This window comes from Pseudomonas sp. CH235 (assembly GCF_004368175.1).
Classification (GTDB): Bacteria; Pseudomonadota; Gammaproteobacteria; order Pseudomonadales; family Pseudomonadaceae; genus Aquipseudomonas; species Aquipseudomonas paraglycinae.
In genome coordinates this window covers 38,555-52,640 of sequence record NZ_RRZJ01000007.1, presented here as the reverse complement: position 1 = coordinate 52,640, position 14,086 = coordinate 38,555, and the positions used below count along the sequence as shown (strand labels likewise).

General features: G+C 59.2%; 13 protein-coding genes. 1 reads left to right on the top strand and 12 read right to left on the bottom strand.

From position 1 onward, the window contains the following. Window positions 1–72: 72 nt before the first annotated feature. From cysC to EIY71_RS09990, 4 genes are all read right to left on the bottom strand, one after another. Window positions 73–684, bottom strand: a complete 612-nt coding sequence (gene cysC / locus EIY71_RS10005; protein WP_134021587.1) for an adenylyl-sulfate kinase — start codon at window positions 682–684, stop codon at window positions 73–75. Further along, window positions 677–1,381, bottom strand: coding sequence for a sulfotransferase family 2 domain-containing protein (locus tag EIY71_RS10000; protein WP_085746476.1), 705 nt, complete (start codon window positions 1,379–1,381; stop codon window positions 677–679). Before EIY71_RS10000 ends, cysC begins: the two co-directional genes overlap by 8 nt. A gap of 189 nt (window positions 1,382–1,570) precedes the next feature. Continuing rightward, window positions 1,571–3,376, bottom strand: coding sequence for a lipid A export permease/ATP-binding protein MsbA (gene msbA, locus EIY71_RS09995; RefSeq protein ID WP_085746475.1), 1,806 nt, complete (start codon window positions 3,374–3,376; stop codon window positions 1,571–1,573). Between the two features lie 15 nt (window positions 3,377–3,391). Beyond that, window positions 3,392–4,564 (bottom strand): O-antigen ligase, encoded by a 1,173-nt coding sequence (locus EIY71_RS09990; protein WP_085746474.1) that lies wholly within the window; start codon window positions 4,562–4,564, stop codon window positions 3,392–3,394. A gap of 110 nt (window positions 4,565–4,674) precedes the next feature. Here EIY71_RS09990 and EIY71_RS09985 point away from each other — a divergent pair, with 110 nt between their 5' ends. Continuing rightward, the gene (locus tag EIY71_RS09985) at window positions 4,675–5,280 is read left to right on the top strand and encodes a toluene tolerance protein (protein WP_085746473.1); all 606 of its coding nucleotides are present in this window, start codon (window positions 4,675–4,677) and stop codon (window positions 5,278–5,280) included. Here EIY71_RS09985 and EIY71_RS09980 read toward each other — a convergent pair. From EIY71_RS09980 to EIY71_RS09945, 8 genes are all read right to left on the bottom strand, one after another. After that, on the bottom strand, window positions 5,275–6,366 hold the full coding sequence (locus EIY71_RS09980; RefSeq protein WP_129972336.1) for a glycosyltransferase: 1,092 nt from the start codon (window positions 6,364–6,366) through the stop codon (window positions 5,275–5,277). The genes EIY71_RS09985 and EIY71_RS09980 overlap by 6 nt on opposite strands. Before the next feature lie 48 nt (window positions 6,367–6,414). Beyond that, window positions 6,415–7,176, bottom strand: coding sequence for a hypothetical protein (locus tag EIY71_RS09975; RefSeq protein ID WP_085746471.1), 762 nt, complete (start codon window positions 7,174–7,176; stop codon window positions 6,415–6,417). A gap of 55 nt (window positions 7,177–7,231) precedes the next feature. Next, window positions 7,232–8,188 carry a glycosyltransferase gene (locus EIY71_RS09970; protein ID WP_102686810.1) on the bottom strand — a complete coding sequence of 319 codons (957 nt, stop codon included), beginning with the start codon at window positions 8,186–8,188 and terminating at the stop codon, window positions 7,232–7,234. 84 nt (window positions 8,189–8,272) lie between these two features. Then, the gene (locus EIY71_RS09965; protein ID WP_134021585.1) at window positions 8,273–9,673 is read right to left on the bottom strand and encodes a PIG-L family deacetylase; all 1,401 of its coding nucleotides are present in this window, start codon (window positions 9,671–9,673) and stop codon (window positions 8,273–8,275) included. A gap of 8 nt (window positions 9,674–9,681) precedes the next feature. Continuing rightward, window positions 9,682–10,578, bottom strand: a complete 897-nt coding sequence (locus EIY71_RS09960; RefSeq protein ID WP_085746468.1) for an antimicrobial resistance protein Mig-14 — start codon at window positions 10,576–10,578, stop codon at window positions 9,682–9,684. Next, on the bottom strand, window positions 10,578–11,708 hold the full coding sequence (locus EIY71_RS09955; RefSeq protein WP_134021583.1) for a glycosyltransferase: 1,131 nt from the start codon (window positions 11,706–11,708) through the stop codon (window positions 10,578–10,580). The genes EIY71_RS09960 and EIY71_RS09955 overlap by 1 nt, the downstream gene beginning before the upstream one ends. Beyond that, on the bottom strand, window positions 11,692–13,449 hold the full coding sequence (locus tag EIY71_RS09950) for a carbamoyltransferase (RefSeq protein ID WP_007952261.1): 1,758 nt from the start codon (window positions 13,447–13,449) through the stop codon (window positions 11,692–11,694). The genes EIY71_RS09955 and EIY71_RS09950 overlap by 17 nt, the downstream gene beginning before the upstream one ends. 172 nt (window positions 13,450–13,621) lie before the next feature. Then, window positions 13,622–13,957, bottom strand: coding sequence for a YceK/YidQ family lipoprotein (locus EIY71_RS09945; protein WP_085746466.1), 336 nt, complete (start codon window positions 13,955–13,957; stop codon window positions 13,622–13,624). Between the last annotated feature and the right edge of the window lie 129 nt (window positions 13,958–14,086).

The following is a 14,086-nucleotide window of genomic DNA, read 5'->3' as shown; positions in this document are numbered from 1 at the left end:
CGCGATATTAACACAGGGTTGGCGAAGGCTTGTGCGGCGGCTGCAACAGGATGAAACAGCTGGCTTTTTTGCTCATTTTTTAAGCAGAAAAGCCGCCAGTCGCTGGCAGGCTTCGCTCAGTTCGACCGCTTCCGTGTCGATCCGGCATTCCGCTGCCAACGGCGCCTCGTAAGGGCTGTCGATGCCAGTAAAATGCTGGATACGGCCCTCTCGCACGGCCTGGTACAGACCTTTCGGGTCTCGGCGCTCACACACCTTCAGCGAAGTGCTCACATGCACTTCGATAAAGTCGCCCTCGGCAAACAGTTGCCGCGCAGCGTCCCGCTCGGCCCGAAACGGCGAGATCGCCGCGACGATGACGATCAGGCCGGCGTCAACCATCAGCCGGGCCACTTCAGCCATGCGCCGGATATTTTCCCGACGACTCGCATCGTCCATTCCCAGGTCCCGGCACAAACCGTTGCGCACGTTATCGCCGTCGAGCAAAAACGTGTGCAGGCCGAATTCATGCAAATGCACTTCCAGGGTGTTGGCCAACGTCGATTTGCCGGCACCGGACAATCCGGTCAGCCACAGGCAGCGAGGATGCTGGGCCTTGAGCGCAGCCCTGTCCCGAGGTGAAAGGGCCAGGCCGTAGGGGTGAATGGCCGATGCGGTCGCCAGACTCGAGAGTGCTTCATTCATAACCGAGCAACTCATAGTCACGTTGATAGACCCGACGTACCAGACGCCGGGTTCGCAAGGTACAGAACTCTCGCGCCTTGGTCGGCTGGCGCAGCACGGAAACGTTGACGTGTGGCAGCTGACACACCATCCCCAACTGCTCGCAGACAATCTGAAAATCCCGCTCCAGGTGCTCCTGATAGCCGATGAAATCCATGGCCAGATGGCCCAGCGAGTCGGTCAAAAAATCGCTCTGTGCGGCAAAATGCAGTTGTCGCGAGATCGTCTCCGTATGCAGCCAGCGGGCAATGAAATCGTCGAAGTCCCGGTACTGCCGAACCAGTTGCTGCGCGGCATGATCACGCCCGCTCAACGTATTGCCGTGGAGAAACGCATAAGCCGAATACGCCCGCTCCAGAGGATCTCGTACGAAAGCAAACTTGTACGCAGCGGCATACTGCTCGGGAAACTGCTGCTCGTACCAGTACAGCGGCAGGTGACCCGGAGTCCTGCCGTTGAACATCGCCGTACAGATACTGCTGCCGGCGCATTTGGGCACGTGGATAAACAGACAGGAACGCTGCGCGAACGATGGGGGGTAGTGCCGATTCGCAGACATCGACTTGTTCACGACCTGACGGTCCACGACTGACAGTCGATCCAGCAGAAATTGCCGCTGTGCCTTGGGCAACAGCTTCCAGAGATAACGTTGCAGCATCGCAGTACCCACGCGAAAGGGATGGCCCTCTCGATTGAAGTCAAAGTTCGTTCGAGAACCTTAACAAGCGTGTTACCGGGATTTATTCAAGTTTGGTCAAGAAGCGTAAAGAAACGGATACATATCTCGGAAGCGCATTGCACGCCCCGAAGGGCGACAGGATGGGGCAGTCCCATCCTGTCGTCGGGATCAGGCGATGTCTTCAGCCGGAGCATCCAGGCCCATCGCATGCAGACGCGAGTAGTAGCCGTTCTGCGCCAGCAACTGTGCGTGGGTGCCACGTTCGACAATCTGGCCCTGATCCATCACCAGTATCAGATCGGCCTTCTCGATCGTCGAGAGGCGATGAGCGATGACCAGCGTGGTGCGGCCCTTCATGACGTGATCCAGCGCTGCCTGAATGTGCCGCTCGGATTCGGTATCCAGTGCCGATGTCGCCTCATCGAGAATCAGCAGCGGTGCATTCTTCAACAACGCCCGTGCTATCGCCAGGCGCTGACGCTGACCGCCTGACAGCAACACGCCATTTTCCCCGACCTGGGTGTCCAGGCCTTCGGGCATTTGCGAGATGAAGTCCATTGCGTAGGCGTCGGTAGCGGCCTTTTCGATATCGGCCCGGGGGGCACCGGCCAGGTCGCCGTAGGCGATGTTGTTGGCAATCGTGTCGTTGAACAGGGTCACATGCTGGGTGACCTGTGCAACGTGGCGACGCAGGTTGCGCAATCGGTAATCTTCGATCTCGACGTCATCGAGCAGAATCTCCCCGATATCGTGATGATAGAAACGCGGAATCAGGCTGGCGAGAGTCGACTTGCCGCTACCGGAGCGACCCACCAGTGCGATCATCTGGCCTGGCGCCGCACTGAAGTTGATGTTCTTCAGCACTTCGCGCTCGGTGCCCGGGTAAGTGAAACTGAGGTTGCGTACCTGCAGATGGCCGCTGACCCGGTCACGCTCCACCGTACCGTTATCCACTTCAGGTTCTACGTCCAGTTGCTCGAAAATGCTTTCGGCACCGGCAACCCCTTTCTGGATGGTCGAACTGACCTCCGACAACTGCCGGATCGGCTTGGGCAGCAGACCCGCGGCCGTGATGTACGCCACCAGATCACCGGCCGTGGCATCGCCACGCAGGAACAGCACCAGGAACATCAGCACGGCCATGGCGCTGTAGATCACCAGCTGCAGCATGGGCGTATAGACCGCTCCGGTTTTGGTCATGCGCAATTGCTTGTCGGTGTTGCTCTGGCTGGCGGCGGCAAAGCGGCGCTCTTCATAGCTCTCGCCACCAAAACTGCGCACCACGCGATAGCCCTGGATGGTTTCGGAAGCCACGTGAGTCACGTCGCCCATGGCCACCTGGATCTTCTTGCTCTGCTTGCGGAATTTCTTGCTGGTACTCCCCACCATTAAGGCAATCAACGGAAGGATCGCCAGCATGACGAGGGTCAGCTTCCAGTTCATCCAGAGCAGATAGGCGAACAGAAACACCACCGTCAGGCCTTCACGGATAACCACCTTGATGGCATCGGTGGCGGCACCGGTCACCATGGTCACGTTGAACGTGATGCGCGAAATCAGATGCCCTGAATTATGGGTGTCGAAATAACGATTGGGCAGCACCAGCAGTTTGTTGAACAACTCGATGCGCAGGTCATGCACCAGTCCCAGCGATACTTTCGCCAGATAAAAGTTGCCGAGAAACGACCCCAGCCCCTGCCAGGCAGCGATCAGAATGATCAGCAGCGGCACGGCCATCAACAACTGCAGGTCCTTGAGATAAGGAACATTGGGAAAGAGCACCGCTTCGGGATTGCTCAGGCCATCGACAAAATATTTGAGTATTCCCGCCAGCATTGGCTGGGTGGAGGCAAAAATCACGAAGCCCACGATACTCAGAAGGAAAAGGCCGATATAGGGCTTTACGTACCCCAACAGCCGAAAGTAGATCTTCAGGCTGGAATCCTGTTCCGCTTTGGGCGGTACGTCACTCATCGTAGGGCTCACTGATTAGGAAGAACGCGAAATTTTATCACAGGCACCGGGATTGGCCCGAGCCCATACCAAAACACTGGCCAGACCAATAGGCAACCAGCTTACAAACCACTCGGCCCTTGGGGTTCCGGTCAGGCTGGCGGCGTCGAATTGCATGGCCAGGCTCGAGAACAGCCAAATGCCAATGATGCCCCGCCCGTAGAGGGTTTCCCGGGCTTTCCATGCCTGGCACAAGACGGCAATCCAGATTGCACACCACAACAGCAAGCCTGGCAGGCCCAGCTCGATAGCGACATGGGTGAACAGATTATGGGCATGGTCAAAATACATGCCCGAAGCAAACACTTTGTAGTCGCCACCAAGACCCAGCCCACGCAGGGGGTGCTCGGCGATCATTTGCAGGCAGGCCATCAGAATCTGCGGCCGGTAGGAAACGCCGCGCGCCATGACCAACGGCTCGAACAACACGAAAGCCAGCATGGCGACAACCAACGCGCACGCCGCAATTGCACGGCTGCGGCGGTCACCGCACCAGATCGGCATGGCAAGCAGCGTGAGAAACAATGCCAATGCGGCGCCGCGACTCTGGCTGAGCAGTACGAACATGCCCAGAAACGTCATCGCGATGACCCAGACAATCTGCATCCGCCCGGTTTGTGGTGGCCACAGAACAAGCCATACCGCCGCCAGGCCGATGACATAGCCCCCGAGGATCGGGTGGGCCAGCTCGCCCAGGCCTTCCACGCGCGCCATCAGGACATTGCCATCGAGAAGGTAGAATTTGACGATAGCCGCGATTGCCGTGGCCGCCAGCCCGATGCCACCCCATTGCATGATGCGAATCACACGGTCGGGTCTGCCATTGGCGAAAACCGGAAAGAACAGAAGAAAAACCACGATATACAGCAACCGCTTGGCCTCGCGCCCGCTGTCCGCGGCGTTCGTCCATGAAAGACTGATCAAAGACCAGGCCAGAAGCCCGAGCATCGGCAGCCAGATCCAGCGCTGTTCATGAAACATCTCCCTGAGCCGGGCCCGTGCAGACCAGGAAAAGACCAGCGCAGGTATCCAGAGCAATACGACCAGGCCTTGCTGATAGGCTTTGTTGGTAGGCGCAATGGCAATGGCTAACAGAAACCACAACAGACCTGTCGACATCCATGCTTTCGCCCAACGTGTTTCTTGCATCAAACTGCTCCTGATAGAGTTCACCCACCCAGCCCGGCATGGTTAAAGCTGAAACTTTTCGGCATCATTGCCCGCCACAGCGCCCCGTTCTTTCCACAAGGCTTTTCACGATGCAATTTTCCCGGCTGCCAGAGGCCACTTTGAATCAAATGATTGACGGTGCCAGAATCCTGGAGGCCGATAGCTACGGGCCGAAAGTCTACCTGTTGCAGGATGGGAATATTCTGAAACTGTTCCGCCGCAAACGGTTTTTTTCATCCGCACTGTGGCGCCCCTACTCGAAACGCTTCATCGATAACGCCGTCGGACTGCAAAAACTGGGCGTTCCAACCCTTCAGGTCCTGCAGCTTTATAAACTGCAAGCTCCTGGCATGACAGCTGTGCTCTACCAGCCATTGCCGGGAGAGACCTTGCGCCAGATTGCCAGCAAGGAAGGTTTTTCGTGGCAGCAGGCATTGCCAGACCTGGCCGGTCTGATCCGCAATCTTCATGAATCGGGGATCTATTTTCGTTCGCTGCACCTGGGCAACATTGTGGTGACGCCCGACAACTGCATGGGCCTGATCGATGTAGCAGACTTGCGTTTTTTGCGGGCGCCGTTGCCCCGGTATCTGGTCAAGCGCAACCTGCAGCATTTCGCTCGCTATATTGAACGCGAGAAGCTGAACGAAACCTTTCCGATGCACGCACTGGAAAAGGCCGTAATGCCTTCATGAAAGCAGGTCGTGGGCAGCCTGGCTGAAATCGAGCCAGGCCTGGTCAGGCGCCAGCGCCTGATATTGCTCGGCGGCGACTGTTTCGGCCGATGCGCTGAACGCCCTCAGGATCGCGTCACGCCAGGCGGCCACATCCTGAACGGGGGCATACCAGCCGGTATCGGCCAACTGTTCGCGAAACACCTCCAGCTCACTGGATAAAACCGGAACACCCGCCATGACGGCTTCCTGCATGATCAGCCCCAGGCCTTCATTCAGCGACGGCATGGCAACCCAATCGAATGCCCGGTAAAGCTGAGCCGCATCATCCAGATGCCCCGGCAGCAAGACCTTGCCACGCAATTGCAACTCATCGATCCGCGCCTCCAGCACAGCGCGCCCCGTGCCTTCACCGAGAATCACCAACTGCAGATCAGGTCGCTGAAGCAAGGCTTCGGCGAAAGCGTCGAGCAGGCAACCAAACCCCTTGCCCGCGACCAGTCGCCCAACAGCTCCCAATACCGGTTTGTCCAGCGCAAGACCCAATCGCGCTCGCGCCTGCTCCCGAGGGAGAAGGTCGGCACGAAACGCCAGAGGATCGAAAGCGCTGCGCAACGTCATGACCTGAATCTGCAAGTCCTGACACAACGACGCCGCGAGGGTGTTCGAGACTGCAACCAGCGTCAGTTGCGAGGAGGGAATTCGTTTGAAGAGCGCGCGATCCGCAGGATGAAGCCGCGTCGAACCATGAAAGACCACCACCGCACGAACGTCGGGCATGGCTTCGATGACAGGCAGCAATGTACGTGCTACGCCAAGGCCATCGAGAAGCACCACGCGTGCACGGCTGTTTTTGAGGGCTTTGTGAAATCTGGAACGCATCCAGGGCCTCGTCAGCCGCCAGAAATGCCGCCCTTTCAACCGGGCGGAGGACAGCCCCCACTCCGTCACTTCGCCAACGCTCAGCCCACCTTCGCAGGCGCGGCCTTGAAGCAACCAGGTTTGAACCGGCTCCGACGAGGCGGCCTGAGACAGGATCTGTTGATGCACCTTATGAGTTGAGGCAAACGGAGCACCCCCGGCCCACATGACGTTGAGAATACTCATAGGGAACGAAGCCAATACCTGGGTTTCTGGAAAAAAGCTGCGGTGCATTTAATTGATGAACCAGCCAATACAGACTCCCAACAGCAAAGACAATACGAACTTTATCTGTTCGCGACGACTGCGGCGCGCCTTGCGCTGACGCTCGACAGCCGTTTGCACATGCAGACCGAAACCCGTGTGCATGACGGCGTCCGCTTCCAGCGTCATGGCCGTCAGATTCAAGTCTGCGTAGCGAATGGACAGCGCCTTCTCCCCACTGAATCCGGCAAAAGGTGCGCACAAGCGGTATTCCTTCATCCGGCGCAAGCCAGGATTCAGCGAAAAGCCCTGCCACTCAGGCTTGTCGGACACCAACGGGTAACAAGCTACCCCGCCGACGATCTCCCGCGTCTCCAGCCGAATGTAAGGACTGTGCACCCGCAAGTCATGATTATAGCTACGCAGCCAGACCTGCAGAATTTCCGGGCGCAGGTCGAGAATGGTCCTGGAGTCTTCCACAAATCCCGGGCGATAGAATTCCCAGTCGTCTTCGCAATGGAAGACATAGGGTGTGGTGACATGTGCGTAAGCCAAGTCGATTGATGCCAGCTGCCCCAGCTTCGGGCGATTGATGAATACGGTGCAATGCTCCTTCCAATGAGCAGGAATCACAGCGTGCACACCTTCATCCCCCGCATCCTCCGTGATGAACACTTCACGGATGGGAGCGGTATTGAACCGGTCGAAGCTCTCAAGCGTTATCTTGAGCAGATCCATTCGACCACAGCTGGTGACCACCAGGGTGATGTCACTTTCTTGAGTAAATTGCACCGGAATCTCAATTAGGTAAAAGTCGCCAGCAATATCGATTGCCGGGTAGTGCTTGTCAAATGCCCAGCTTCAGACGCACCTTTTCCAGAAGGCTCAGCGGCGCACGAGCCCGCAGTTCTGGCTTAAGTTCCTCGACGATACGTTGGCCGATTCGTGCAAAGCTGAACTGACTGACCGCGAGCTCGCGACCGTTGCGCGCAATTCGCGGCGCCAGTTCCGGATCGCTGCGCAATACGGCCAGCTTCTCCTGAAGCTGTGCGATGTCCTTGTAGAACACCACGTTGTGCATGTCCTTCAACCCCAGGGCCTGACTTTCCTCTGCCCCCTGATCAAACGCCAGCAATACACAACCGCAGGCCATCGCTTCGAAATTCTTGATCATGAATTCGCCCATGCCAACGTCGGCGCTGACAAAAAAGCGGATCCGGTTGAGCGTGTCGCGGTATTCCTCTCCGGACTTCGTGCGGGTAACCACCAGAGGCTCGACGCGCCCCAACTCGTCGAGCAAGGCTTTGCGACCGCTGTAGGCAACACTGTTGGTGCTACCCACGAAAGCCAGCTCGATATCCCGCTCGCGCCCCTGATCTTCAAGTTGTGACTGGTCGTAGCCCTTGGGCACGAAGACGGCGTCGAAGCCCTCCTGACGAAGGCGCTCGGTGACCACGAAGCCGGAGCTGATCACCCGCGCCCACGGCAAGCGGCGGTAATGCGCGCTGAACTTGCCGGTGTATTTGCACGGAATGTAATTCTGGTAGGCATCGTGTTCCAGAATCACCAGATTGGGGATCGTGCGGATAAATCCGACCTGACGGATTTCCTGCTTGAAACGAAGGAAAAACACGATGCGGTCATATTGCGTAACGTCGACTTCGCGCCGGAAATAGCGACGCAGATTGCGCTGTTCATCGCTGCTCAGCCACCGCAGATCGCACTCGCAATGTGCCGCAACACCTTCGTACAAGCGATCCAGAATCGCCCGCTGATCTTTCTGCACCAGAAATAAAACTTTCATCGTCTTCCTTGCCGCGACAGGCAAACAGAGCAACGCCTGAAGGTCTTTCCGCTCGAAAGCGGACGTACTTCAGGCCCGTACCATCTATAAACGCCAGAACAGTTCATGGCGTCGTACAGCCTTGCGGAAAAATTCGTTTTCACCGTAGGGCGAGCCCGCACGCCCCGCAAGCAGGCGCTGCAGGCCGCGCCGCAGGCGACGCTTGAACGGAGCCGGTGGTTGCAGGTCGTGCATCATGCCCAAGGCCATGGCTTTGTCACGTTGCTGCGAGAGCGTCAACGGCACGCACAATGGCTGCATCGGTTGCGACGAGTCGAATGTCGGCGGCAGGGCGATACCTTGCCCGCTATCACCCATCGGCCAGCGATCGTTATCGTGCAGGTGGTTGGCGTAGCCGAGCAGGACCGGTTGCCAGTCAAGACCACGCAAGACTTCCAGCACGGCTTCCTGGGCGCAGATGTGATCGGGATGCGGATCGAGCGTCGGATGCGGCAGCACGATCACATCCGGGCGCGCGCGGGACAGCACGTCACGCAGGTCGGCCAGCAGATTGTTCCAGGTCGGCGCGCCATCGGCATCACCGGGCAAGGCAAACGGATTCAGCTGACGAAACATCCGTGTATCACTCAAATCAGCTTCCCGCGAACCCACCGGCTGATTCGGCGCAGCCTGCATCGCCGCCAGTTGCAGGCAGAAATACCCGAGCTGCACGCAGTGCTCCTGCGGCACGCCGGCCCAACGCGGTACGGCTAGACTGTCCCAGGCACGCAAGCGCCCCTTGAGACGCGCCGCCTCGACCTTGTTCAGGCCCATCTGTTGATAATGTTCGGCTTCGATCTCGCCGGCGGTCAGCGTCACGATCCAGGCTTCACTGGCCTGGCTGTACAGACCGTAGGCGGCGAGTTCGGCATCGTCGGCGTGAGGGGCGATGACCATCACCCGCTGCTGGCGGTAGTCCGGCTGCTCCAGTGCCCACAGCACCGGCTCGCCGGAGACCCGGCAAAAGCGCCCGCGCAGACGCAACTGGCCTTGCGACAAGGCCTGCGCCTGCCCGCTGAGGTTCAGATAACGCAGACCGTTGACGCCACGTTCGAACGTCTGCGCATCGGGATGGGTGCCCCCGGCCAACTCGACCCGAGGATCGAAGAAGCGTCCCAGAAAGCTGCTTTTGACCTTCACCGCGAGGATCAGCGTAGCGTCGTCCATCAGCATCACGCCTTCGTCGAGGCGCAATTGCTCGCCGTTCAAATGCACTTTTGGCTGCGGGGTAAACGGCGGAAAGCTGTATTGGTAATCGTCTTTCGGCGAATAGAACAGGTGATCGGCGAACCACGCTTCGTGGGCGATCCAGCCAACCAATGCCAGCACCAGCGGCAACCACCAGGCCACCAGCACACCGAGAGCGATCAACACGACCAGTGCGATCAACAGGCCGATGCGTTTATTGCGCCGGTGGCGCTTGAGCAATTGCTGTTTGCGGCTCATGGGCTGACTCATACGGTGAAGACCGGCACAGGATTGCACCAGCGATCCTTGTATTCACGGTCGGCACGACCGAAGGAAAAGCGCAGCGGCTTGTCCAGTGCCCGCGCATGCTCCCAGGCACTGTGCGTATTGAGGAAACTCAGGACGCTGCCAGGGCTGAATTCGCGGGTTTCAGGGTCGACGCCGCCGTTGATGTATTCGACGCTGATCCACTCCGGGGCTTCAACGCGATACACCAGTTGAATGGCAATCGGCGCGTCGTTGAGGAAGATCACCGAGCCGATCAACAATTCGCGCAGCAATTCGATGACTTCGGCCATGCGTGCCGCGCCAGTGGCCGGAAAACCCCAGCGACGCTGAAACAAGTCGCAGTAGATTGCTGCCAGTTCCGCACTCGAGAAGTCGCTGACCGGCCGCACCACACCGCCCGCCTCTTCCAGCAGGCGCAGTTCACGGCGCTGGTTGTAGCGAAACTTCTTCGACAGTTCTTCGGGGGTACGGGCCATGGCCAGTTGTTCGGTCTGCAACTTGAGGCCGCTGAAGCGGTTTTCGTTGAGCGCCGACAAGTAGCGTCCGCGATGGCGCAGCGGGGCCTGGGCATCGACGGCGGCCGGCAGGATCAGCTCGGCGTTGCCGAGGTCGAACAAGCCTTTCTTGCCGCTGCGCTTGAGCACGTCCTTGGACAAGGCCAAGTCGCGGCCCCAGGTCGGGATCGCGGCTTTGACGTCGCCCCGCTGCTCCCAGGCCAGATAACGCACCGGGATGCCGGCCAGATCCGCCAGACGCTCGACCACCATGGGATGAGTCGCGACGCTGCCGCCGAAACGCTGCCAGGCCTGTGCATAAGTTGAGGCGTCAACGGGCGACCAGCCACGTTCGCGCCAGCCTTGAAATCGGTTGAGCATCAGCCCCTCGGTGCCAGATCGGTAACTTGCGGCAAATGCCAGAAGGTGTCGCGTACAGCTCGGTCGGAGAAGCGCTCGCGCAGACGATCGACCATCATTTCGGCGCATTGACGACGCTGCTGCTCGTCCATGCCGGCCAGATGTTTCAGACCCTGGGCCAGATGCTCGGCGTCACCCAGCGGGAACAGAATGCCCACGCCTTCGACCACTTCCTTCGCCCCGCCACACGCCGTGGCCAGCAACGGCACGCCGGCGGCCATGGCCTCCAGCAGCACCATGCCAAACGGTTCGTGGTCGGAGCTCAAGGCAAACACATCGAATGCGCGGAAATAATTGCGCGCGTCCGGCACCTGGCCGAGGAACAACACGCGATCACCGATGCCCAGTTCACGGGCCAGTTCCTTGAGGTCTTGTTCCAGACGCCCTTTGCCGAGAATCACCAGTTGGCTGTTGGCCGGCAGACCGGGCAATGCCGCAGCAAAACCGTGCAGCAGCGTGGCCTGATCCTTGTCCGGGTGCAGACGACCGACGTTGCCGACAATGAACGCATCCGCTGACAGACCGAGGGTCTCGCGGGCTTCACGGGCCGACACCTGACTCATCTGCAACGCCGAGACATCGATGCGGTTGTAGAGGGTGTGGATGCGCGCCGCCGGCCATTTCGGCAGGCAACGGCGCATGTCGTCGCGCACTGCATCGGACACGCCGAGCAGGCTCAGACGCTTGCGGAAAATCTGCGCAAAGAGTTTGCGCGAGCCGCGTTTGTAATCGCCAAACGCGTGATGCACGCCAATCACCGGCAGCGAAGTGCCGAGCAAGGCGATGTAGATCGGCTTGAAGCGATGGGCGATGCAGAAACTGAAATTGCGTGAAGCGGCGATCTTGCGCAGATCGCCGATGGCGCCCAGCTTCAGGCCACGAATGGCCTTGGAGCTGTATTCCATGAACAACACTTCATCGGAGGCGCAGGCTGCGGCCACCTCGCTATCGGCGGCCCCGGTCAGAAAGACCGTGGTGACCCGATAACCGGTGCCCGCAAACAGGCTGGCGTATTGCCGTGCGCAGTCGAGGAACGGCCCGTCATAGCCGTGACAGAACTGCAGCACATGGCGTTCAGCCGAGCGTGTCATAAGCGTTTGCGCCTTCTTTGACCACCAGGATGTCTTCCATGATCAGGTATTGCAGATCCGAGCCGAAGAACATGTTCAGGGCGTCGGTCGGCGAGCAGATCATCGGTTCACCACGGCGGTTGAGCGAAGTGTTCAGGGACACGCCGTTGCCGGTCAGCACTTCCAGCGCCTTCATCATGTCGTAGTAGCGCGGGTTGTATTCGCGCTTGAGCACCTGGGCCCGGGAAGTACCGTCTTCGTGGACGACTTCCGGCACGCGTGTCTTCCACTCTTCAGCCACTTCGAAGGTGAAGGTCATGAACGGCGCCGGGTGATCGATCTTGATCATCTGTGGCGCAACGGTGTCGAGCATCGACGGGCAGAAAGGCCTCCAGCGCTCGCGGAACTTGATCTGGTGGTTGATGCGGTCAGCCACGCCAGCCACGCTCGGGCAACCGATGATCGAACGACCACCCAGTGCGCGCGGACCGAACTCCATGCGGCCCTGGAACCAGGCCACCGGGTTGCCATCGACCATGATTTTGGCGATCTGCTCCGGCATGTTGTCGAGCTTGCGCCAGGTCGGCTTGTTCTCGTGACGGGCGCACGCGGCGATCACGTCTTCATTGCTGTACGACGGGCCGAGGTAGACGTGTTCCATCTTCTCGACCGGCACGCCACGGGCGTTGGACACATAGGCCGCTGCGCCGACTGCAGTGCCGGCATCGCCGGAGGCAGGCTGTACGAACAGTTCCTTGACGTCGTCGCGGGCGATGATTTTCTGGTTGAGCTTGACGTTCAACGCACAGCCGCCGGCGTAGGCCAGCTTGCCGGTTTCCTTGAGCACGTCGCCCAGGTAGTAGTCGATCATCTGCAGCGCGATTTTTTCGAACAGTGCCTGGATGCTGGCGGCGTAGTGGATGTACGGCTCGTCGGCGATGTCGCCTTCGCGCTTCGGACCCAGCCACTCGATCAGCTTCGGCGAGAAGTAGTAACCCTTGCCCTTCTCTTTATAGCGACGCAAGCCGATCACGTTGGCGTAGTCGGTGTTGATCACCAGCTCGCCGTTTTCGAACGAAGCCAGGCGCGAGAAATCGTATTTGCTGGCGTCGCCGTACGGCGCCATGCCCATGACCTTGAACTCACCGTCGAGCATGTCGAAACCGAGGAACTCGGTGATCGCGCCGTACAGGCCGCCGAGGGAGTCCGGATCGAAGAATTCCTTGATCTTGTGGATCTTGCCGTTTTCGCCATAACCGAAGAAGGTCGTGGCGTACTCGCCCTTGCCGTCGATGCCGAGGATCGCGGTTTTCTCTTTGAAACCCGAGCAGTGGTAGGCGCTGGAGGCGTGGGCCAGGTGGTGTTCAACCGGTTCGATCTTGATTTTCTTCGGATCGAAGCCCAGTTGCTCCAGGCACCAGACGATCTTGTTGCGATAGCGCTTGTAGCGACGGTTGCCCATCAGGATAGCGTCGAGTGCGCGGTCCGGGGCGTACCAGTAACGCTTGGCGTACTGCCAGCGAGCCTTGCCGAAAATGCTGATCGGGGCGAACGGAATCGCGACCACGTCAACGTCGGACGGTTTGATGCCTGCCTGCTCCAGGCAGAACTTCGCCGATTCGTAGGGCATGCGGTTCTTTGCATGTTTATCGCGTACGAAGCGCTCTTCCTCAGCCGCCGCGACCAGCTTGCCGTCGATGTACAGGGCTGCGGAAGGATCATGGCTAAGGGCGCCGGACAGGCCAAGAATCGTCAATGCCACAGGGGTCTAGCCTCTTTAGTCTGCATTCAGGCGCGATGCGCCTTGAAAAATGATGTGCCCTCGCACCGGGCGAGAGACAGCTAAAGGGCGGGATTATAGCGTAAACGTGGCGGGAATGACCCTGTGCGAATTGCCCCATGTCGTTCAACCTACTGAACCCTTGTCCATCGGCCTATCCACGGCCTGGTCGCCAATAAACACTGATATTCCCGTCCACCGTCTGGCGATAGATCGTGTACGGCAGAAAAGCCGTATCGAACACACCGGACAGGGTCAGATCGAGCAGGACGACCGGCACCAGAATGCCGGTAGGATCGGGCGGCGCGTGCAGCAGGCAGAAATCGTGGGCGAGTCCGCTGTAGATACGCGGAATCGACTGACAGTAGGTCTTCTGCTTACGCAGGCCGCGCGTGGCGTCTTCATCGTCCTGCAGCACCGTAACGGCGGTGCCGCAGCCGGACAGTGCCAGGGAAAATGCGCCGATAGTGATAGCGTTTTTGATGCTCAAGATTTGCCCTCCGGGAACGTCGGGGCAAACTAGCATCGGGGTTTTGCGAGGGGCAGTTCATGGGTTCCGGGAAGGCCGTAGGACAAGTCACAAGGATTTGTCGCCACATGCCTCACCCGGATCCAACTG

Bases quoted from the DNA above. Each gene is read 5' to 3' on its own strand.
- EIY71_RS09980 (WP_129972336.1), bottom strand. From the start codon at position 6,366: ATGAGTATTCTCAACGTCATGTGGGCCGGGGGTGCTCCGTTTGCCTCA.
- EIY71_RS09965 (WP_134021585.1), bottom strand. From the start codon at position 9,673: ATGAGCCGCAAACAGCAATTGCTCAAGCGCCACCGGCGCAATAAACGC.
- cysC (WP_134021587.1), bottom strand. From the start codon at position 684: ATGAATGAAGCACTCTCGAGTCTGGCGACCGCATCGGCCATTCACCCC.
- EIY71_RS09985 (WP_085746473.1), top strand. From the start codon at position 4,675: ATGCAATTTTCCCGGCTGCCAGAGGCCACTTTGAATCAAATGATTGAC.
- EIY71_RS09960 (WP_085746468.1), bottom strand. From the start codon at position 10,578: ATGCTCAACCGATTTCAAGGCTGGCGCGAACGTGGCTGGTCGCCCGTT.
- msbA (WP_085746475.1), bottom strand. From the start codon at position 3,376: ATGAGTGACGTACCGCCCAAAGCGGAACAGGATTCCAGCCTGAAGATC.
- EIY71_RS09990 (WP_085746474.1), bottom strand. From the start codon at position 4,564: ATGCAAGAAACACGTTGGGCGAAAGCATGGATGTCGACAGGTCTGTTG.
- EIY71_RS10000 (WP_085746476.1), bottom strand. From the start codon at position 1,381: ATGCTGCAACGTTATCTCTGGAAGCTGTTGCCCAAGGCACAGCGGCAA.
- EIY71_RS09970 (WP_102686810.1), bottom strand. From the start codon at position 8,188: ATGAAAGTTTTATTTCTGGTGCAGAAAGATCAGCGGGCGATTCTGGAT.
- EIY71_RS09955 (WP_134021583.1), bottom strand. From the start codon at position 11,708: ATGACACGCTCGGCTGAACGCCATGTGCTGCAGTTCTGTCACGGCTAT.